The sequence below is a fragment of the Thiomicrorhabdus heinhorstiae genome, from assembly GCF_013391765.2.
In the GTDB taxonomy this organism is placed as follows: domain Bacteria; phylum Pseudomonadota; class Gammaproteobacteria; order Thiomicrospirales; family Thiomicrospiraceae; genus Thiomicrorhabdus; species Thiomicrorhabdus heinhorstiae.
Genome location: NZ_JACBGI020000003.1, coordinates 129910 through 151255, shown reverse-complemented (window position 1 = coordinate 151255; position 21346 = coordinate 129910). Strand labels below are relative to the sequence as shown.

The 21346-nt window shown below is 48.5% G+C and carries 20 protein-coding genes; 12 read left to right on the top strand and 8 right to left on the bottom strand.

The window, feature by feature from the left end:
* Window positions 1-62: 62 nt before the first annotated feature.
* The 7 genes from H8792_RS03520 to H8792_RS12730 all read right to left on the bottom strand — a co-directional run bounded on the left by H8792_RS03520 (window position 63) and on the right by H8792_RS12730 (window position 6873).
* On the bottom strand, window positions 63-1082 hold the full coding sequence (locus H8792_RS03520) for a heme-dependent oxidative N-demethylase family protein (protein ID WP_185977546.1): 1020 nt from the start codon (window positions 1080-1082) through the stop codon (window positions 63-65).
* Window positions 1083-1095: 13 nt separating this feature from the next.
* Window positions 1096-2046 (bottom strand): PDR/VanB family oxidoreductase, encoded by a 951-nt coding sequence (locus H8792_RS03515; RefSeq protein WP_185977545.1) that lies wholly within the window; start codon window positions 2044-2046, stop codon window positions 1096-1098.
* The gene (locus H8792_RS03510) at window positions 2046-2612 is read right to left on the bottom strand and encodes a dimethylamine monooxygenase subunit DmmA family protein (RefSeq protein WP_185977544.1); all 567 of its coding nucleotides are present in this window, start codon (window positions 2610-2612) and stop codon (window positions 2046-2048) included. The genes H8792_RS03515 and H8792_RS03510 overlap by 1 nt, the downstream gene beginning before the upstream one ends.
* A gap of 30 nt (window positions 2613-2642) precedes the next feature.
* Complete coding sequence (locus H8792_RS03505) at window positions 2643-4019, bottom strand: NAD(P)-binding domain-containing protein (protein ID WP_185977543.1); 1377 nt, start codon at window positions 4017-4019, stop codon at window positions 2643-2645.
* 183 nt (window positions 4020-4202) lie between these two features.
* Complete coding sequence (locus H8792_RS03500) at window positions 4203-4994, bottom strand: PAS domain-containing protein (protein WP_185977542.1); 792 nt, start codon at window positions 4992-4994, stop codon at window positions 4203-4205.
* Entirely contained in the window at window positions 4994-5695 is a 702-nt protein-coding gene (locus H8792_RS03495; RefSeq protein WP_185977541.1) for a response regulator, read from the bottom strand. The genes H8792_RS03500 and H8792_RS03495 overlap by 1 nt, the downstream gene beginning before the upstream one ends.
* A complete protein-coding gene (locus tag H8792_RS12730; RefSeq protein ID WP_185977540.1) occupies window positions 5692-6873 on the bottom strand; it encodes a sensor histidine kinase in 1182 nt (393 codons plus the stop codon). The genes H8792_RS03495 and H8792_RS12730 overlap by 4 nt, the downstream gene beginning before the upstream one ends.
* Before the next feature lie 300 nt (window positions 6874-7173).
* Between H8792_RS12730 and H8792_RS03485 the strand changes: the two genes are divergently transcribed.
* From H8792_RS03485 to H8792_RS03470, 4 genes are all read left to right on the top strand, one after another.
* Window positions 7174-9444 (top strand): DUF1989 domain-containing protein, encoded by a 2271-nt coding sequence (locus H8792_RS03485; protein ID WP_185977539.1) that lies wholly within the window; start codon window positions 7174-7176, stop codon window positions 9442-9444.
* Window positions 9445-9778: 334 nt separating this feature from the next.
* Window positions 9779-11116: an ammonium transporter gene (locus H8792_RS03480; RefSeq protein ID WP_185977538.1), complete on the top strand. Its 1338-nt coding sequence runs from the start codon at window positions 9779-9781 to the stop codon at window positions 11114-11116.
* A 14-nt stretch (window positions 11117-11130) separates the two neighbouring features.
* Entirely contained in the window at window positions 11131-11298 is a 168-nt protein-coding gene (locus H8792_RS03475; RefSeq protein ID WP_185977537.1) for a hypothetical protein, read from the top strand.
* 164 nt (window positions 11299-11462) lie between these two features.
* The gene (locus H8792_RS03470) at window positions 11463-11816 is read left to right on the top strand and encodes a VOC family protein (protein WP_185977536.1); all 354 of its coding nucleotides are present in this window, start codon (window positions 11463-11465) and stop codon (window positions 11814-11816) included.
* A 1-nt stretch (window position 11817) separates the two neighbouring features.
* Here the strand turns inward: H8792_RS03470 and H8792_RS03465 are convergent, their stop codons facing one another.
* Window positions 11818-12015: a DUF2798 domain-containing protein gene (locus tag H8792_RS03465; protein WP_267463305.1), complete on the bottom strand. Its 198-nt coding sequence runs from the start codon at window positions 12013-12015 to the stop codon at window positions 11818-11820.
* Window positions 12016-12892: 877 nt separating this feature from the next.
* On the opposite strand from H8792_RS03465, the gene H8792_RS03460 reads away from it, so the two are divergent.
* The 8 genes from H8792_RS03460 (at window position 12893) to H8792_RS03425 (ending at window position 21333) form a co-directional block, all read left to right on the top strand.
* The gene (locus tag H8792_RS03460) at window positions 12893-13174 is read left to right on the top strand and encodes a hypothetical protein (protein ID WP_185977583.1); all 282 of its coding nucleotides are present in this window, start codon (window positions 12893-12895) and stop codon (window positions 13172-13174) included.
* Window positions 13175-13771: 597 nt separating this feature from the next.
* Window positions 13772-14776, top strand: coding sequence for a type II secretion system protein (locus H8792_RS03455; RefSeq protein ID WP_194947642.1), 1005 nt, complete (start codon window positions 13772-13774; stop codon window positions 14774-14776).
* 275 nt (window positions 14777-15051) lie between these two features.
* Window positions 15052-15831 (top strand): type II secretion system protein, encoded by a 780-nt coding sequence (locus H8792_RS03450; protein ID WP_185977533.1) that lies wholly within the window; start codon window positions 15052-15054, stop codon window positions 15829-15831.
* A 95-nt stretch (window positions 15832-15926) separates the two neighbouring features.
* A complete protein-coding gene (locus tag H8792_RS03445) occupies window positions 15927-16406 on the top strand; it encodes a hypothetical protein (protein ID WP_185977532.1) in 480 nt (159 codons plus the stop codon).
* A gap of 115 nt (window positions 16407-16521) precedes the next feature.
* The gene (locus H8792_RS03440; RefSeq protein WP_185977531.1) at window positions 16522-17727 is read left to right on the top strand and encodes a type II secretion system protein; all 1206 of its coding nucleotides are present in this window, start codon (window positions 16522-16524) and stop codon (window positions 17725-17727) included.
* Window positions 17727-19592, top strand: a complete 1866-nt coding sequence (locus tag H8792_RS03435; RefSeq protein ID WP_185977530.1) for a hypothetical protein — start codon at window positions 17727-17729, stop codon at window positions 19590-19592. The genes H8792_RS03440 and H8792_RS03435 overlap by 1 nt, the downstream gene beginning before the upstream one ends.
* 14 nt (window positions 19593-19606) lie before the next feature.
* Complete coding sequence (locus tag H8792_RS03430) at window positions 19607-20254, top strand: hypothetical protein (protein ID WP_185977529.1); 648 nt, start codon at window positions 19607-19609, stop codon at window positions 20252-20254.
* Window positions 20251-21333 (top strand): type IV pilus twitching motility protein PilT, encoded by a 1083-nt coding sequence (locus H8792_RS03425; protein WP_185977528.1) that lies wholly within the window; start codon window positions 20251-20253, stop codon window positions 21331-21333. The genes H8792_RS03430 and H8792_RS03425 overlap by 4 nt, the downstream gene beginning before the upstream one ends.
* Window positions 21334-21346: the final 13 nt, after the last annotated feature.

The window sequence follows — 21346 nt, the reverse complement described above, 5'->3', positions numbered from 1 at the left end:
TTGTGACAAGTAATTAAAGCGTGATAAAACCGTTCGACTTCCTGTCGAGCGGGCAGTTATTTTTAGTTTTCCAAGTCAAATTGTTTCAGCCATTTGATCAGCATCGGGTGATAGCGGCTTAAACCTTTGTATTCCACCAATTCCGGCGGCAGGGTTTTCATTATCCGATGCATACGCTTAGCCCATTCCGGGTTGGTGACCAAGTCGTTCATGCTGATCAGGTAGGTGCGGATGCTGAACAGTAAGCCGTTGCTGCGCGGCATACGATCCAGAACTTGCAATTCGACGCGCAGATAGACCTTTGCGCCGATGTTTTCCGGTGTGATGCTATCGCGGTCGGTGCCCCAGTTCGGATAGGTTTCCGGAGAGGTATCCATGCGTGCATTGATCGTCAAAGTCCAGTTCAGGCGGCGAACCGGACGGCCGACCGGAATGGCGGTCAGGTATTTCAAAGCGCGTTCGAAAATACCGGCCTCGTGTGCCAGCGGCACGGGGCCGTGCCACTCGGAAAAACTCATGCCGGCATCAAAGGCCAGAGACCAGTCGGCCGGACAGGTCACGATTCCGGCATCCAGGAAGAGATCGTTTTCGCGCTGGTCGAGAATGGCGATGTCTCCCTGAACCTGACAGCCCATATATTCCAACGCAGGTTGCGGCAGGGTGTCGCTGTCGCCGAAAGTAAAGGTATCGTGAATCCCCAGCAGTCGGTTTTCCCAAGTCCAGAGATCACCGTCTTTTTGCAAGGAAAAGTATTCCGGATAATCTTGCGACATCGTGGTCATGGCACGGTCGATAAAATCCCAGCAGGCCAGATCCATATGCGGCATTGCCAGACAACGCTGCGGGTTTTCTTCCAGCACAATTTTGCGTTCGGCCATTTCCGACAGATAGTGTTCATCGATGTCAAACAGGTGTTCGTAAACCGTACCTTCCGGGCCAGGCAGAGCATGCGGCTCGATATTGACCGAATACATGTATTCGTCTTCGGGAAAAGGAAACGGAAAACGTTTAATCGCGTCATCGCTGTTGGTATAGGTAAAATCGTCTCGGAAAGTTTGTATCGGTTTGGGTGCGACTCTCATGATTCCTTCCTTGTTAAATGTCTAGGGTAATGCGACCGGATTTGGCGCGCGATACGCATGGCATGACGCAGCAGTTGCTGTCTTTTTCCTGTTTTGACAGGAATTCGTCACGGTGTTCGATTTCACCTTCGGCGACTGGCGTAATGCATTGCCCGCACACGCCGCCACGGCACATATTTGGAATTTCGACGTCATTCGCTTCCAGAGCTTCCAGCATGGAATCGTCACCGCTGACGTAGACGGTTTTGCCGGATTTTTTCAGTTCGACAACAAACGGTTTACCTGGCTTTGGTGCGGCAAAGGCTTCGTAATGAATATGTGATTTCGGCCAGCCGGTTTGTTCGGCTTGTGCTAAAACCGATTCGATCAACGACTCGGGCCCGCAAATATAGATATGGGTTCCTTGCGGACAGCCGGATATGATTGTGCCGACATCGGCGCGCGGAGACGTGGCCGAGTCGTAGGTGAACAGCTTTTCGCCGAGCATGGATTGCAACTCATCGGCATAGGCACCGGTTTGCGTGCTGCGGTATAGGTAGTGCAACTCGAAATCGGCATTACGGCGCAACATCTCCGGGATATAGGACATAAACGGGGTAATACCGACTCCGCCGGCCAAAAACAGGTGTTTTTTTGCACGCCAGTCCGGAGAAAACAGGTTGGATGGCGGAGTGACAGACAGTTCATCGCCAAGCTTGACTTGTTGATGCATAAAGATCGAACCGCCTCGCGACTCCGGTTGCAGGCGAACCGCTATGCGATAGCTGGAAGGATCGCGCGGATCGCTTAGCAGCGAGTAGGCGTTGCGGATTTTCTTGGTACCGTCAAGCATCTCCACCACGATATGTGATCCTGGAGAGAAGGGAAAAAATTCACCTTTAAGCGGAGTGAAGGTGAATTCGCGAATGGTGGGGGCGACTTCTCGAATGTCGCTGACCTTTACTTTGATTGCGGCATCACTCATTAGCTTAACTCCTCCTTTGGCGGGATGTCGTTGGGATCTTCCGCATTGATCTGCACCCCGACATATGCCGAATGCAGACGTGAAAAATGATCCCTAACCAGCAGCAACCGCTTGCAGCCGGGGCATTCGAACGGCGTGTAGGTCACGCCCTCGGTGAGGGTGTAACAGTGAGTGCAGAACAGGCGTCTCTCGTTGCTGAGGGGTTGTAATTTTTTGATCTGTTCAGGTGCGAGTCCGGCTTGGATCGCCAACTTATGGATATCCCATACGAAAGCTTCACGGATTCCGGCAATATACAGATTGCTGGAAATCGGTAGTTTGGCGAACAATTCACCGAAAGCTTCTTCAAAAGATTGAGCATCGATGAAATGACAGCCTTTAGGGAGTTTGTCTGCGCTTTCTTGTCCGACGATCCAGCAGGACTTTTCACCTTCGCAGTCCTGATACAGGTCGCTGAGTGTCGGAAAAGCACCTTCTTCGGCAATAAACAGATGCTGTTGAACAGCCTGATCGATTTCGACCGGGGAGTAGACCGGTCGGCTTTTAATTGTTGGAACGGTTTGCATAGACTTTACCTCTTTCTTCCTCTTAAACACTTACTGGTTGGAGGCGATTTTTTCGTCAAGAGGCGCTTCGGCCAGATAAGCTTCCAGAGAATCGTCGAGCGCGTCCAACCACGGAGTATGGTGCGTCGGTGACATGGTTCCTGTCATCAGAGAGGCGTAGGCGTGATCGCGGAAGGTCATAATGTTCTCTTTCTTATGATGCTTCCATTCAAGAAATGTCTGATTGACCGCCGGAATATCGAAAGAGGGGTAGTCTGTTGCGTCTATCAGTTCCTGGATGTAATCGCCCTGGAAGGTGTACATCTCTTCTGCGGTTTCCAGCGTCAGTTCTTTTTCTCGCCACTGCATAGAATGGGCGCTCATCTCTTCTTTGCTTTCCGGCAGGGCAATGCGGCCGAGAATGATGTCGCGCACATACCAGGCTTGAGCATCGAACATATTGAAGGTATACCACTGATCCTGCATGCCAAGATAGAAGAACTTCGGATTGTCTTCCCAGACCACACCTTTATAGAGATCGAGCGGCCACAGGCGGTTGTTGGTGACCAAGCGCAGCGAATCGGGTAAAAACGGGAAGTGGTGCAGATAACCGGTGCAAAGAATAATAGCATCGATTTTTTTCGAAGTGCCGTCGGCAAAATAGGCACGCTCGGTATCGACATGCTGTAAGAGTGGTTTTTCTTCCCAGTTTTTAGGCCATTTAAAGCCCATCGGAGCGCTGCGGTAGCAGCTGGTAATGCTTTTTGCGCCATATTTATAACATTGCGAACCGATGTCTTCAGCCGAGTAGCTGGAACCAACCACCAGGATATCCTTGCCTTTGAATTCCAGAGCGTCGCGGAAATCGTGGGCGTGAAGAATGCGTCCGCCGAAGGTTTTGAAGCCTTCGAATTCCGGTACTTTCGGAGTAGAGAAATGGCCGGAAGCGGTAATGACGTAATCAAACTCTTCGGAGTAAATTTTGTCCTGGGTGTGATCGTGGACGCTAACGGTGAACTTGCCGCTCTCCTCGTCGTAAGAGACGTTTCTCACTGCGGTACTGAAGCGGATATAGTCGCGTACGCCGGCTTTTTCGACGCGGCCTTTTATATAATCCCACAGCACTTCACGCGGCGGGTAGGAGGCGATCGGTTTACCGAAATGTTCTTCGAAAGTATAGTCGGCAAATTCCAGGCACTCTTTCGGGCCGTTGGACCATAGATAACGATACATGCTGCAATGTACCGGTTCGCCGTTTTCATCGGTACCGGTGCGCCAGGTGTAGTTCCACAGACCGCCCCAGTCGCTCTGCTTCTCGAAGCAAACCATTTCAGGAATTTCAGCCCCTTTTTCCTGGGCTGATTGAAATGCTCTTAATTGTGCCAGTCCGCTTGGGCCGGCTCCGATAATGGCAACACGCTGGGTCATGCTTCTCTCCTATACTTTTCAATACCGAATAGATCGTTTGAGTAAAGTTTCTTTTTGGGAAAAAAAGTTTCTCAAAATTCGTTAGGAGATAAGTTAATTGATTGGCAGGGGATTGGATATTCCCAAGAGTTAGTAACCCCAAAAGGGTAGACACTTGTCCGGATGGGGTAGTTGTTTAAATAATCAGCTGGTTTGCAGAGAGAAAATGACGCCTTCGATGCCGAGAATCGAACCGGAATCGGAATAGATAGCACAACCTTTTTCGTGAACGCGGCGAATCTCACCGCTGGCGTGCAGTAGCCGGTAGCAGAGTTCAAAGCTGCGGTTGGCCTGAATGGCTTTTTGAACATTACACCATACCCCTTCGCGATCGTCGGCATGGATTAAGGAACCGTAGGAGAGTTCTGAATTATTGACCATTTTTTCCGGCTGGTAGCCGGTTAGTTCCAGACAGCCGTCGCTGACATATTCCATAGTCCAGTGGACGTTGTTGCGCGAGCGGTAGATCATGGCCGGTACTCGATTGACCAGACTGTTTAAACTGCGGTAGCGGGCTTCTTTGATCTGATCGGAACGGATTTGTGGCGTAATGTCGCATAGAGTCGCGCTGACAGGAAAAGGTCGATGTTCGTAAATCGGTTGAACGCGGATTTCGCACCAATGGACTTCACCGGAGGTATCGATGATGCGCAGCCATAGCAGTTGCGATTCTCGCGACTGATGGAATTTTTGCAAGGCGACTTGCCAGCTGACACGATCTTCTGGGTGAATAAATTGGCTGAAAACTTGGTTTTGGCTATTTTTCGGCGAGTGGCCGCTTAATCTGCTCCAGTGTTGATTACAGTACTGGAGCTTATTATGCTTCTCGATCACTATGACGGCATCGCTCAGGCTGTCGACAATGTTGTTGAGTTTTAATGGCGAAACCCCCTGCAGCCACTCAGCGATTTTTGCCGGCCAGCCTGAGCCTGCCATTAGTTTTCGTCCGAATGGGCAAAAGAGTGATTATGGCTCCATGCAGCTAGTTCCAGGCGGGAACGCAATCCCAGTTTACGTAGTAGATTTTTAACGTAAACCTTGACCGTGCCGTCACTGATGCCAAGTTCGCGCGCAATCAGTTTGTTACTGAGGCCTTTGGAGATGAGTTTTAACGTCTGCCGTTCGCGTTCGGTCAATTCTTTTAAGGCTTCCAATGCCTCGTCATTTTGCATGTCGGCTTCGGGAGGGTTCGGTGAGATTCCGTTCGAACGGATGCTCTGTGCCAATAAGGTGATGCCTGATTCATTAATAGCAATTTTGCCTTGCATGACGGAAGCCAATTGCTTGAGGATCTGTTCGGATTCTGTGTCCTTCAATAGATAGCCGTCGGCGCCTAAAGTAATCGCCTCCAACAGACTGTGTGAATCCATGGAAACCGTCAGCATGACGATCTTGCTCTGCGGAAGTTGCGGACGAAGGATTTTCAGAGCTTCAATGCCGCTCATTTCCGGCATTTGGTAATCCAGTAGCAGTAAGTCCGGGGCCGTGATCGGCATGGCTGCGATCAGATCGACGGCCGAACCAAAGGAGCTTACAACTTCGAACTCCTTACTTTCGCTTAAAAGTTCAACCACCCCTCGGCGGAACAGAGGGTGATCGTCAACAACTATGGCTTTTGCCGGTGTTACGCTGTTCATATCGTTAAATGATCTCTTGGAATATCCAAGCGTACGCGTGTACCGCCTTGCTGGCGGTCTTCCACTGTCAGTTGGGCGCGCATTCTGCGGGCACGTTCTTCCATGATTCTCAGTCCGAAGCTGTCGCGTCGCTTGCTTCGAGTCTGGATGCCGATCCCGTTGTCTTCAATCAGGATTGTTAAAGCCTTCGATTCGGTCTTAATAATAATGCGTGCGTGGGAGGCGTGAGAGTGGCGAACCAGATTGCACAGGGCTTCGCGAACGATAAACAAAGTTTCGTTCGGATAGGGGAGTTGTTCGATATCTTCTTTGGCACGGTTGTCGAGCTCGAAGACGATTCCCGAATGCTGTTCCAGTTCTTCCAGTGCGTTTTGGATGCTGAAGGATAAATTACTTTCTATGCCGTTCAGGCGGGAGGAGGAGATCAGCTCCCGTGTCAGGCGGTGAGCAAAGCCAATCTGTTCTTCAATGTCGCAAGCTATTTTTAGCATTGTCGGATTGCTTTGTTCCAGACAAAGCGCGCTAAGACTGGAGGATCGAAGCTTGAGGTAGCCGAGAATCTGCGCGACTGAGTCGTGTAGATCAGCGGCCTGGGACTGCCGTTCCTGAGAAATCGCCCGTGCGACCGATTCCACTTTATTCTGATGGGCCAGCAGACCTCTTTGCACTGCATCGCGTAACGGGCGCAACAGGTTGGCGGTTTGATTGTCTTGGGGTGTTTTTCCTTTAAAGGCGACGACGAGATAAGCCATCCAGTCGCTTTCCCGGTTTTGCAGAGGGAAAAATATAAAGTGAAAGGGGCCGAGGTTTTTGGTGCTTTGCGAATTACTGATTCCCCGACTCTGAACGGTGAGTGCTTCAAAGTAGTTGAGTAACTGCGGGTCAGTTTGATTGTTGGCGGCAGTATGAACGTGATATTTCATTCCTGGAGCGGGTGTTAGAACATACAAGCTGTCGTAGTTTTCCAACTGGGAGTGGCAACTGGCTTGTAAAGCGCTCTGTGCCAGTAGATTGGGCAGTAACTCGCTTAATCGTTCCGTGGTTGCGATTTGAAATGCGATATCCGAGTAATCAACCGACGGAAAAACGGATTTACGTCGGGCAGGGGTATACCTATTCCGCAAAGTGGAAAGATTAAAAGAAAGGAACTGACCGAAATTCACCACTCTTGGCTTCACCTTGCAACCTGTCGGTTGCTCTATTAGTTACCCAATGGCTGTAAATAAGCAGTAAATATGCCATGAAAAGCTAATTCGTAATACTCCATTGGAGATACTGCCAACGAAGTATTGCGCAAAGCCCTGTAATCATAAATCATATCAGTAAATTTTTTTTATTATCAGGAATCATGAGAGGTGCCGCTTCTTAAGCTGTAACTTCCAGTGCTTCCTTGGCTAATAAACAAAAAAACGCACTGAATAGGGGCGAAACATCGCTTTTGCACCAATCTAAGTTTTTAAGGAAAGAGATTCCGAATTATGAGCGAATCATGCGAATACCCCACTGAGTACCGTATTCCCGGGCAGGGGGCGATATGCCTGAATGTCCGTGCCGGAGAACGTATTCAGGTAACGTCTGAAGACGGTAGTCAGGGGTGTGAGCTATTACCTTTTGCAATTGAGGATCAGGGATGGATGCTGACCGAGCCTGTTGATAAGGGGCTGGCGGCTGGAACCCTGAGTTTGATTAAGGAAGGCGGAATTGCAGCGAAAAAGCTCCAGACCGATCTTCAACGCTGGCAGGTGGATGAAGCCATGTTGGCCAATGCCTATGTGTTTGCTGCGGATCGACTTCCCGATTTTCAAGCTCGACAGGATCTGTCGATGGTGCTGGTTGCGGCCGGTGACAAGATGGCGGTGGATGAGCATCGGCCGGCGAGCGAACTGAAAGTCGTTCATTTCGCCAAGCAGCCCGTCGATTTGCCGGAACCTCTGGCTGTTCCCGTTAAAGAGATTCGTATCCCGCATAGCAGTGCGCGAACTTATGAAGTCAAAGCCGGTCAATGGATTCAAATAATCGATGTACAGGGCAAGCAGAGTTCGGATTTTATCGCCTTCGATAAGGCTGCATTGGAACAAGGACGGGAAATGACCATCGACGGAACGGCGACGCGAACCGTTATGGGGATGTCCTTGCCCCAGCCCGGTCTGTTTTCCAAATTTTTGGATCAGGAGCAGCAGACGATGCTGGAGGTGGTTCAGGATACCGTCGGCCGTCACGATAGTTTTATGTTTGCCTGCAGCCCGAAATATTATGAGGATCAGGGCTATTTCGGGCATATCAGCTGTACCGAAAATTTTAATAATGCCTTGAAATCCTACGGTATCCAGCCGCGATTCGGTTGGCCGGCGATCAATTTTTTCTTCAATACTTACGCTGAGCCGTGCGGAACCATTGGCTTTGCAGAGCCCTGGTCGCGTCCGGGAGATTATGTTTTGTTGAGAGCAAACCGCGATCTGCTGTGCGCTTCGTCGGCCTGTCCGGATGATATAGATCCGGCAAACGGCTGGCAGCCGACCGATATCCATGTGCGCATCTATAGCGAACAAGAAGAATTTCCACGTTCAATCGCTTATCGAACGGTACCAGAGGAGTTATCTCGAATGACCAAATTGACCGGCTTTCACAGTCGAACGTCAAAGCTGACTAAACACTTTGCCGAATATCGCGGTTATTGGGTGGCGACGGAATATGAAGGTTGGGGGGCCAACAGTGAATATCTGGCTTGTCGTGAAAAAGTAGCGATGATCGATCTGACTCCTTTGAGAAAGTTTGAAGTGGTCGGTACCGATGCCGAGGTGTTTATGCAGTACGCCGTGACGCGCAATGTGCGCCGGATGTCGGTGGGGGAAATTGTCTATTCGGCAATCTGTAACGAGACCGGAGGCATGATCGACGACGGTACGCTTTTTAAAATGAGCGATCAGACATTCCGCTGGATCTGCGGCGACCCTTACACCGGGAAGTGGCTAAGAGAGCTGGCGGAGAAAACCGGGCACAACGTCAAAGTGATGGAATCGAGCGATCAGATTCATAATCTGGCGGTGCAGGGACCACGCAGTCGCGAGCTGTTGGCAGAAATTATCTGGACGTCGGAACAGCAGACTTCGGTGCAGGATCTGGCCTGGTTTCATTTCACCGTCGGTCGGATCGGCAACGCGAAAGGGTTTCCGGTAATGGTCTCCAGAACCGGTTACACCGGCGAGCTTGGTTTTGAGGTGTGGTGTCACCCCGATAATGCCGAAGATCTGTGGGATTTGATCTGGGAAACCGGTCAGAAATACGGCATTGCGCCTATGGGCTTCGATGCGTTGGATAAGCTGCGTATCGAGGCAGGGTTGATTTTTGCCGAGCACGAATTTTGCCCTCTGACCAATCCGTTTGAAGCGGGGATCGGTTTTACCACACCGTTAAAAACCAATGACGAAGATTTCGTCGGACGCAAAGCGATTGAACGTCAGGCACCGGAAAGCCAGCATAAGTTGATGGGTTTGGTTACCGAGACCAATGAACCGATTCATCATGGCGACAATATCTACCATGGGCGTTTCCCGGTCGGCGTCGTGACCAGCGCGACTTTTTCGCCGCTGCTGAAAAAACAGATCGCACTATGCCGTTTGGCACCGGATTTTGCAGCCATCGATACCGAAATCGAGATCGGTCAACTGGATGGTCAGCAAAAAAGAATTCCGGCAAAAGTGGTCTCTTTGCCATTTTACGATCCGGAGCGCACCCGCGTGCGGAGTTGATTTTCTTATTTTTGATAAAGCCTTTAGTCGGGTTTGGATAACGAATTCAGGTTCTGTCGACGGTAAAACGTCGGCGTTATTTGATGGCAATGTCGCAAGGCATTGATTTTGTAGTTTGCGTTTGAGTACTTTTTCGATTCGGCAACGAAACGCAGGAGTATGAGGGCGTAGTTTAGGCGGGTATGGTTGTAATTGGTCCGATTAGGGCGGTTGCTGACGTACCTCATTTAGTATCTGGGGCTTTACTTGGAAAAATTAACCTTAGAGGCTTTTTATAAAGTCGTTTTTCCAAGTGATATCAAGTTAGTTTAATCAACTTTAAGAGGTTTCAATTATGGAGCAAACAGCACCGACATTAGAATCGCTTCAACAGATGATAGCCATGTCCGACACGATCAATATGGAAATTTTCTATTGGTTTTGTACGGCATTGATGGTCATTATTCATGTTGGCTTTCTGGCATATGAAATGGGCGCATCCCGCCTGAAAAACGCTTTGGCATCCGGAGTTAAAAATATCCTGGCCTTCTCGTTCATGGTTCCGACCTTCTTCTTTTTTGGATGGTGGATTTATCTAAGCATGTATAACGGATTCGTTCCGGACTTCGAAGCCGGTGCTGCCGGTCTGCCTTGGTCCGAATCAATGGGTCCAAACCTGAGTGATAATGCGTCAGGTATTTTCTGGGGCGCGTTTGTGCTTTTCGCGGCAACAACGGCATCGATCTTTTCCGGTGCGGTTATTGAACGGATCCGTATGAGTTCCTTCCTGGTTCTGGCAATCATTCTCGGTTCTGTGGTGTGGATTCTTGCTGCTTCCTGGGGATGGCATCCGACCGGTTGGTTGACGCAAAAATGGGGCTTCCACGACTTTGGTGCTGCAGGCTGTGTACACATGGTTGCCGGATTCTTTGCTCTTGGTGTCGTGATGAATCTGGGTGCGCGTATCGGGCGTTTTGGCAAAAACGGCGAAGTCTATGAAATCGCCGGTCACAGTGCACCGATGAGTACCATCGGTTTGATGATGATCGTCGTTGGTTTCTTCGGATTCCTTGGCGGCTGTATCATCTATATGCCAGGTGCTCAGTGGACTTCGATCTTCGGTAACGAAACTACGCTTTCAGCAATCAGTTTCAATACTCTGATGGCGATGGCCGGTGGTATTATCGGTTCTTACATCATGACTCGTCAGCCTTTCTGGATGATGTCTGGTGCGCTTGCCGGTATCATTTCTGCTGCTCCAGGTCTGGATCTTTATTATCCGCCTCTAGCGTTCCTGATCGCGATTATTGGTGGTGCCATTGCACCAATGGCCGATAAGTTTATGACTCGTAAATTTAAGATTGACGATCCGGTCGGTGCTTTTGCGGTACACGGCGTCAGCGGTGTAGTCGGCCTATTGATGCTAGGTATTTTCAGCGGTTATCCAAATGTATTGGAAGGTGCACCGAATGTCAGCTTCATGGGACAATTCATGAGTGCGATCGTTATGGCATTGGTCGGCTTTATCCCAGGTTATGCTCTGTCTTTTGTTCTGGCAAAAGCAGGAGTGCTTCGCGTACCACCAAAAGCGGAAGAAGCTGGTTTGGATATCGTAGAAGTACCTTTGACGGCTTATCCTGAATCTGTACCTGCACAGGGTGCTGACATCAAACCTGTTATGAAAGAAGCTTAATCAAGGAGAATAGTATGAGTGCAAGTCCAATTACCAGCTGGGAAGGCGCAACGGCCTATTTCACTTTCGCTGATAGCCCGGCGATCATCGGTTTTATTTTAATCTTGTCTATTGTCGTGACGTTGGGAGTGATCGCCTATACCTTCTACCATGAAGCTCATAGCTACATCGACTATAAGTAAACAAACAATTCTGTAAGGATACAACGACGGCGGGCTTAGTCCCGCCGTTTTTATTTTCGGGAAATGAACTGTGATTGGCGAGAGTGAAAATCTTTTGCCACTTTTACGTTTTACTCAATGCATAATGAAAAATCCAAGCAAGAATCCGATTCCGGGAGGTGATTATGAATATCGATGGCAAGATGAATTACGTTGAGTTTGCTGCCAGGGATTTAGCGGCGACAAAAGCGTTTTTTAGTACGGTTTTTGGTTGGGCATTTGTCGATTACGGGCCGGAGTATACGGCGTTTTCCGACCAAGGTCTGGATGGTGGATTTTATAAAAGCGATCTGGTGGCCTCTCAAGAGAACGGCAGTGCTTTAATCATCTTTTACAGTAGTGAGCTGGAAAATATTTTGGCTGAAATTGTTGCCGCCGGCGGAGAAATCAGCAAACCGATTTTTCCCTTTCCGGGCGGACGGCGCTTTCATTTTCGCGAACCGAGCGGCAATGAGCTAGCGGTCTGGAGTGACCATTAGTTTATTTGTGATGTTCTACGGCGCGTATCAATTTATTGGTAATGCGTCTGACAATCGGCGAAACAAAGAGTACCGACGGAAAAGCGATAATAAATGCGGTCCACCAGGCGTGGAACCAGATGATTAAGAAATTTTCCGGGATGCCGACGTTCATGGCACTGATGACGCCCGACATTAAAAAAGACATCAGGAGCGCCATAAAAAAGGCGAAAACAATGTGTTGGTGTCTTGGATGAAACATAAAACGTCCTGTTTTGTTTATTAAGCCGATTGTCAAAGAGATTTTTATTCAGCAGAGTTAACCTCTGAACATCCTGAATAATTTTAAGAAATCACTTCCGATCATGTCTGATGTTTTTGACATTGACATTTTGGTTTTACACAAAATGATAATGATCATTACACTTTTTCGCTATTGTCGCGAGTTTTCTCTGAATGTCAAATTCTTGAGCGTTTCCCGGTGGCTTCCCTTGTGAAAGAGAGAGGGATTGTTTTCAGAATGGCGTTGTCAATATGGCATTTTGTTTTTTAGGAAGTTTTACCTTCTGGCGGGCTTGTGCTTGAGTTCTCGCCTAATGATCCCATCTAATAACCACTCCTGAATTATCAAAAAAGGACTTGGTGAAAAGCCCGTACGCGTCTCATTGCTTATAGTTGCTTATGGAAGCTTGCTCTAAATTTCCTTGGTTTAGACGTCACGAAATGCCTTTTAACTTGTCGGATGATATCTGCCTTATCCGTAAATTATCCTAAGCCATAGAGTTGCCCATTAGTTCTGTTTAACTTGATTGATAGGCTGCGCTTATCGGAATAGGGTTTTCTGAAAAAATATCAGAGTTTTCTTATTTTGGGTTGCAAACATAATTTTTATAAATATAATACTGGAAAAGCAAATGATAATTCTTCTTATTACTATTTGTAAGTAGTTGTTTTTTCAAATGTGAGCAATATGCAATAGCTGAAATATTTGTTTTTGCCTGAGAGTGGACGCGGTGATGACAAGGGAGCAATTCCTGAGGTTTCCCTTTTTTGTAAGGCCGCATCGACAGGCGTTTAAGTTGACAAGGGAGAGTGTCTTGAGTGAGGCGGTTGAAGTAGCGAATCGCTTGCTGCAGGTTTATGCGGATTCACTTAAGCATGACGGTTTTGCGGACTTTAAGGTTGAGATAAAAATTCTCAAACGGGGACAAAAAGAGGTCATCGTTCATAGCGGAAAGCAGTATCGTTTTGTTTTGGATTTTCCGGAAGAACAGCAGTCAAGTAAGCTGTTTGAAGACTATCAGTTAGTCTCCAGCACAGAGCTGGATCGATTAAAAAAAGGACAGGCCAAGTCCTTTACTTTGGCTCGTACGAGTTAAAGTTGAATATGGCATAACGCATGGAATCGATGCGTAAAAATGAAATCATAGGTTTGATCATAAATTTTTGTAATGAATTTTTATACTTTGTTATCAGACAGATTGGTGTACTACAGGTTCAGGTAATTTGTTTTTGTATCGCGAAAAGTTCGTGGAAAATTTTTGCTAAAACGAATTATTTGTAATAACCGTTATTCCTTATAACGGCCGGGTTCTTTAAAAATTGAGCTTTTTATTTTTTCGCTGCGGATTGTCGGCGAAAAAAGTGAATTTGAATGCATGCTTCCAGACGAGAAAGTTGAGGAGGCATGCTTCAAATTGCTTTGCAGGCCTGATAGACGGAGACGGCCTGCAAGGTGAAATCAATCGCCGCCTGATCAAAGGGTCTTATGTCTTATCCCTGCTGACCGGTTTTGAGCAGTGTTGCGCGTTTGGTTTGATTTACATCGCTCCTGTGGGTGGAGGTTGTTCTTATTGCGGCATAGCCGCGTTTTGTTATAGCTCAAGCGGTTACCCGCCTGAGTTTTACTATTTTAAGAGTTGAAGTAAAACCCTTTGCAAAGCTGCGGCAGAGCAAAGAAACACTAGGAGTTAAATATGTTAAGTCAAACTAAAATTCAAGAACTAATGTCTAAATTCGCCCAGGTGAATGTCAACCAAATCAAAGATAAGTCCTTGCGCGCCAAGGCGGTTAAGCTCAAGAAAAAACAAGCCGGTTTTACCCTGCTTGAACTGCTGGTAGTGGTTGCTATTTTGGCAGCGATTGCCGGTACGGCCACCATTGCCCTTCAAGATACCGATGCTCGGGCCTCAGCAGCGGCGCACGTTGCCATGATGGATGAGCTGAATAAAGGTATCCGTACTTTCCGTGTACTAAATAAAAACTCTCTACCAAGCAATTTCGATTCATTGATTGAGGTTGCTACTGATCCTACTGCTGGTACGGCCCTAGACGGTGATTTGCTGGGTACATCTGTTGCTGGTTCAGATATTCTTGCAATTGAAGACGTTGCGGTTGTTGCAATCAATGCGGATGTTAAAGGAATTCTAGCGGATGGTGGTATCGAGGCACTTCAATACGTTGCACTTGATGGCGATCCAGAGGGTGAAGGTACGTGTGCTGATATGCAAGATCTAATTGCTGACCGTGGTAACGCTGTTGTTGCCGGTAATATCTTTATGACGCCAGACGGTAATGGTTGTGGTTTCTCTCGTACTCTAGAAGACACAGATGAAGTTGCAATCTGGACTGGTGGGCAAGAGCGTCTAACTGGTCAGCCGGCGGCTACAGGTGTGGTTGAATTTGATGGTAGTAACGCAGCTACTGCTACTGGTAAGGCATTTATGGCTGTAGGTCTAGGGCCAGCTTCAACACTATTTAATGCCAACGATCTTGGTGGTATGACTTCGGTTCCGGTTTACCGTCACGTTTCTGAAACACAGTACAACCGTTTCATCGCAGTGTTTGATATCGGTACCTTTGATGGTACTGGTGCTATTGATGCTGCTGATCAAGTGGTATTGGTAACGATCGTCGACGGCGCCGGCGATACCAAAGAAGAAGAGCTTGGTGAATGGGATGGTACTCGTAACACCATCTAAGCGCTTCGTTTAGTGTTGTGTCACTCGGAACCGTTTTCCTGTCAGCCGGTTCCGGGTGGATGTGTTGGCGGATTCTCAGCCCTCTTGAATCCGCCCTTTTTCCTGTAGAAAAGAGTTTTGCAAAGAGCGCGTAATCTTAGGAATCGCTGTTTTTGCAAAGCGCTGTTTGAGGAATGTTCATTCAGGTGATGCCCTTTGTGTTTTGTGAAGTCCTGTCTTCAACGGCGGGAAATTTCGCATTTTTCTGGTGTTCTTGATGGGGAAAGGAGGGGGATATGAATGATGACGTGCCCACAATGGCGGGATTTACTCTGCTTGAGCTGTTGGTGGTGGTGTCGATTCTGGCTTCAATCTCCTTTATTGCTGCAACCAACTTGCAGGGTGTGGATCGCGAAGTTGATTCGCAACTGGAGCGGGTCGAGCTTGCGGAAGTTGCAAAAGCTGTCAGGCAGTTCAGAGCCGATACCGGCTATTTTCCCAAAGAAGGGCCGTTTGATTATGAGGTGCATCCGGCGGCTAAGTTTGATTTAGCCCAGCTGCCTGTTTATGCGCCTTTATCTACCGCAGATAAGCAAGTCTGGTTTGATAATGCCGCCAATTTAAGCCAGCTGACCGGCGTGGGAATTCAGTCTTATATGGAGACTTTTATGCCGTGGACTTCAGCCGCGGCGCGGGGTTGGCGTGGCCCTTATCTGGATAGCAGTGGTGAAGGCTATGTGGATATCGGCAATATTGTCACCGTTAGCGACAACCCTGTTAGCGGAGATTCGGTTGATGATGTCCCTGCAATCTTTATCGGCGGTGAAAAAAGGCCGCAGGGCGTTTATTTCCTCAGTCGGCGTATCCATCAACAGCATGTCGATTACCTAAATGGTGAAGTGGGTGATCTGGAATGGGCTGGTCGGCCGGTTTTGATGTTTGTGGAGAAAAACAGTCGTTCGATTGCCGAGCGTGTGGTGTTGGTTGCGATGGGGGCAAATGGCGAATTTGACGGCTACACCGTCGATTGCGAGCCGAAGGTTGACGATCAGGTGATTTGTATTTACGCGGATTAAGAATTTAAAAGGTGCGAATAAAAGTGATTTTTATAAGAAAAACTGGGGCTGGGCACAAACAAATTAACTCGATTATTTTAGGAGTAATACTGGCAATGAGTGCTCTTTCAGCAAGCAGTCTGGCAATGGCGCAAGACATTTTATCCAAGGCGAAACAGGCACATGGTGATTTTGGCGACTATCGATATATCGAAGATATGGCGGAGTTTGTAGAACAGAACAAACCGATGAAAGAAGGAACCAAAGAAATTCAGATCAATAAGCTGGTGGTGTTTGACGGCGTGATTAAAACCGCGCCGGAAGTGCAGCAGACCGGTTATCTGCAAACGGCGCTGGCGGTTGCCAAAGTGGACCCGGTGCCGCAGGTTAAACACATGATGTTTGTTGAAGTAGCAGAAGATATGGTCATTCCGGTTTATGCCGCTAAAGAGGTGGTAGATGAATTCAATCAACTGGCAAAACGCTACGGAGTTGAATCTTTCCGCGGTAAAAATCTACGCTTTGCTGGTATTCATGTTTACAACTACTCGAAAGGCCCGGCAATGGTGATCGAGTCGATCGCCGCCGTTAAATAACGGTGATTGGTTGCAGCAGCGGTGATGACTTGGCTATTGCTGATGGCTCTGGGCAATTGCAAGCGTTTTAAAAACGGCGTTTTGCGGGTAGAGACCTCTCAGGAATTTGCGGAAAATGGATTTTAAACAGCGCAATCAGGCATCGTTTGCCCGTCGGCAGATTCGGGAAGATGGTTTTACGCTTCTTGAACTGTTGATGGTGGTGACGATTCTCTCTTCCACCGCCATGCTTGCCATGATGACTATGGAAACCCAAACTTCCCAGCACCGTATTATCGATACGGAAAACCGTCTGAAACTGCTGAAAAACGCCACTGTAAAAACCGTCTATATCAATCAATCTCCGGTTGATACAGGGTATGTCGTTGATAACGGTCGCTTGCCACCATGCGTGGCTGGCCTGCTAACCGCGACTGATTGTGATGTTTCTACCGGTGGAACATCGTCAATGTTGACATATGGGTTTCAAGCGCCAGTGTTTGATCCAACACCTGATGCTACAAGTCGATTTAATAATAACTCCGGGGATGAAACTGAATTTTTGGAAAGTGATGAAAGGCTTTGGAAGGGGTTTCGATCAGTTTATCTAAATAGTGTTATCACGGACGATTTTCGTGATTCTTGGAGGGGAACAGGGGACTTGGATTCTTCAAGCAGTCATGCTTGTCCGGGGATAGCGAACTCAAATTTTGATGATGAAAGAAACTATGGATGGTGTAGGAAGTTAGATTCGAATCGTCTCACCTATATTGGATTAGGAAGAGATGGTTTAACGAATTATGAGGCTGACTACGACGGTGATGGTGTGAGCCCTGATGCGAATAGTGACGGGGTTGATGATGAAGATTTGATAGAGCCTCAACAAGATAAAGATATGGAGATATCTGTTGAGCCTAGTGAGTGGAGACGAGATTCTTCAGCAACCTTTCTGGTTAATCTCACAAATAACTCTGGTTCCGATATTGAAGTTTCTAATACTTCAACAGGATATGCCCTCGTTCTGCTGGAGTTTGTAAATGGTGAAGACCGAGGTTTCTGGCGACAAACGGAGCTTGCTGCGGATACGAGCTTGTCATCAAACACCGTCGTCGTTAGTGGAAATTCTATCGTTCTGACAGCAACTCTTGCTTCAGGTTTAGCAATAGGTGAACACCTTTTATTTTTGGCAGCAAAAGACTCGGGTGGGCTTAGAAGAGTTGATGATGATTATCCTCGGCAGAATGGCTCGACTGATCGTCTGACCCATAAATTCACCGTTTATTCAGGGATTGGAATCAAGGATGGCAGCTGTGGTGCAGATATTTGCTGGGAAATTAATTAATGAGTGATTCAAACGCTTCGGATCAAACCGGTTCAGGCTCCTCTTTTTTAAAGAGAGTTGATTTGTCCGTTTTAAAAGGACTGGGTGGGCTTTTGTCTGCCAAGGCTTTGGGGGAACACCTGGTGTTCTGTTACGACGGATATGCGGTAAGCGGCGCTTTGGTTCGTTTACATGGAGGAAAGGCGGAGCTACTGTGTGTGGCGATGTCGGTGCAGACCCGCGAACAGAAAGCGATTGAAGAAATTCTCGCGCAGTTCCGTGTGCAAAAGATCAAACGCTGGCCGAAAAGCGCCATTCTGGCAACGGCGGAAGTCGGTGCTACAAGCCTTGATCTGCCGGTGTCGGCAAGGACGTCCAGACAGCAGTTACAAAATCTGATCAGCTGGGAATTGGAGTCGAATGTGGCGGAAATCGCACAGCTGTGGTCGATTGGTTCGCTTCTGGAGGGCTTTGGTTTTATTACTGCGGAGCAACGTCAAAACGCCGGCGTTGAGCTGGAATTGAGCCGTAGCCAAAATGCTTCGATGATTCGTTTTGGCGAGATATGCATTCAGCTGGAGTACATTTCCCGCGATCAGCTGAATGAGGTGATGAAGGTTCAGGAACGCTTGTTGTCGATCGAGGGCCAGCTGGATTGCGCCTGGCAGGAACCGAAAGTGGATGAAGATGCGGAGAATCAGACGGAAAGCGATCTGTGGTTCGGCAGCGGAATTTATCGACATAACCGGCATCTGTGGGTGGAAGCCTTTGCCCGCAATAGTTTGAAGCTGAAATCCATTGTGCCGCTGCATGGGTTGAGTTCCCTGTTCATCGAACAGAGTGCTTTTGAAGACCATGAACAGATTGTTGCTGAAATTTTTAAAGAGCGGGTGGTTGTTTTACGTTTTGTCGGCCGGGTGACGGTATCGGTGAGTCATTTACGGCTGGATTGCAAAGATGACCAGCTGAATGTGGTGACAGCAGCGATTACCGAGCTGATGCGCCCGGAAACCGATGAAATCTGGTTGAACAGTGTGCATGCCGACGGCAAAGCGCTGTGTAAAGCTCTGGAAAGGACGCTGGGTAAGGATGTGAAGTATGTCGGCGATGCGGTGAGCGTCACGCATTCGGGATCATCGGTTCCGCAGACCTGGTTGTATCGTTATGCCGCTCTGGCGCAGCTGGAGGCGGGGAATAAACGCAATAATTTGCCCTTTATCGCAGCTCAGGATCCGCGTCCGCCACTGTGGAAAAACAAAAATGTCTGGCGCTATTCGATGCCGGTGCTGGCGGTGCTGGCGCTGGGCCTGAACGAAGGATACATGCAGTACCGACTGGCGGAAGAGTCGGCCAGTCTTGCCAAAATTGAAGCAAAGAAAGAAGAGCAGGTTCGATTGGCGCAACAGATTGGGCTGATGGTGGTCGAGACCAATAAAGAAAAGGAGAAGCTGCAGGAGATCACTACAGAGGTCGAAGCCATGCGGAAGCAGGTGTTGCAAATGAAAGCGCTTTCGGAGCGCAACCCGCTGTTGATGGAATTGCTGTTATCTCTTCAGGAAAGCATTAACGATTTTGTGGTTGTTGACCGCTTTGTCGAAAGTAATCAAAGCGAACGCACGAAGCAAAAGGGGTTTGAGCTGCAGGGCTGGGCGTTGAACGATAATGCCGCGCAGCTGTTCTCGCGCGAGTTGAATAAGCGGGTGGCAAAGCTGGGTTATGAAGTATTGCAAGTCAAAATCAATCGTTCGATCGGTCGCTCCGGCATTCGCGGTTACGGTTTGAGTTTGTGGTTATTGCCGAAAAACAAGGCCGAAGCAAGGGCGGTGGAAAAACGCGCCGAGACTTCTGTGGCAAAGGGTGTGGATAGCCGGATGGCTCGGATATAAGGACTAAATAGAGCATGCAGTCGTGGAATCGCTTGGGAAGAAAGAAGCAAAACCAGATTTTGATGCTGGTGACCTTTGGCGTGGTCGGAATGTACCTGTTGCTGTGGCATTGGGGGAATTATCAGGCGCTGACCCATACGGAAAGTATGGTGAGCCGCGCGGAAAACCGCTTGCAATTAAAGACCAAAGAAGTGCCAAAAATGCCGGAGTCTTCATTGTCTCTGGAAAAAAAGTACAAGGAGATGGAAGAGGTGAAGGCCGGGTTACAGGTCGAGTATCAGCAACTGAGTTCGGTGTTTATGCCGTTGAACGATATTCAGGTTTATCAGAATCTGCAGTTGGGGATCTCCGATCTGGCGGAGGTAAACCGGGTTCGAATTCAATCGGTTAGTGAAATCGGTAAGGCATCGATCAAACAGGCGCAGGCAGAGCGGGAGAAAGTGTATTTCGACACTTCTAATCAGTGGGGGCGACCGTTGCTGAAATATCAAATGAATACTCGTTACGGCGATCTGATGGCGTTTTTGCGAGAGCTGGATTCACTGACCTATCAGGTGTCGCCGGTCAATATCCAAATTGAAGCGGAGTTGGCTGACGAAAACGCTGGTGGTGATCGTTCGGCACAGCAATATTTGAATGTCATGGTGGTGTTGGCTTTATGAGCTGTGAAAGTGTTGGAGAGGTGTTTGATCGTTTATTAACCGACTGCGTGCAAAATGGGGGTTCCGATCTTCATCTGACCGTGGATCGCCCGGTGGCGTTTCGAATCAGCGGTGAACTGAAAACCGTTGATGGCGTGTGTATTTCGAAAGACGATCTGCAAGCCATTGCCAGACATATTTTGTCCGACAGCCAGTGGCAACTGTATGAACAGGACGGGCAGGTGGATTTCGGTTATACCTCGGAACTCGGCTACCGTTTTCGCGCCAATTTGTACCGGTCGATGAATCAGCCATGTCTGGCGTTGCGTTATCTAAGTGATGATTTTCTCTCTTTTTCCGAACTTGGGCTGCCTGAATATGTTCAGGGACTGGCAAATTTGAAAGACGGCCTGGTTTTGGTAACCGGTGCGACCGGAAGCGGAAAATCAACCACGCTGGCGGCACTGATCAATCATATCAACCGCACACAAAATCGCCACATTATCACGATTGAAGACCCGGTGGAATTTGTCTATCAGGCACAGAAGTCGATTATCCATCAACGTGAGTTGGTGACCGATGTGAGCAGCTTTGCCAGTGCGGTGCGTGCGTCTCTGCGAGAGGATCCTGACGTCATCCTGGTTGGAGAGTTGCGCGACCGTGAGACGGTTCAGGCAGCGATCAGTGCCGCCGAAACCGGACACCTGGTGTTTTCGACTTTGCATACGAATGATGCCGTCGGCACAGTGGATCGGGTGGTTGGCTTTTTCCCCGGCGAGGAGCAGGGAATTGCACGCAGCCGTTTTGCAATGTGTCTGCGTAGTGTGATTTCACAAAAACTGATTCGTCTGGATCACCGAAATGGTCGTGCGGCGGCACTGGAAATTATGCATGTCAATAAGGCGGTCAGCAATCTGATTGCGATGGATCGGAGTAAGCAGTTGTATTCGGTGATTGAAACCAGCCGGGCGGAAGGTATGCAGACAATGGATCAGGCGTTTGTCGAGCTGGTCAAACGTGGTGCAATCAGTCCGTACCGAGCCAGAGAGATGGCGAGTAATCCGCAGGCGGTGGATAAGTTGTTGCGCCTGTTTGCGTAGCACAAGGGTGAAT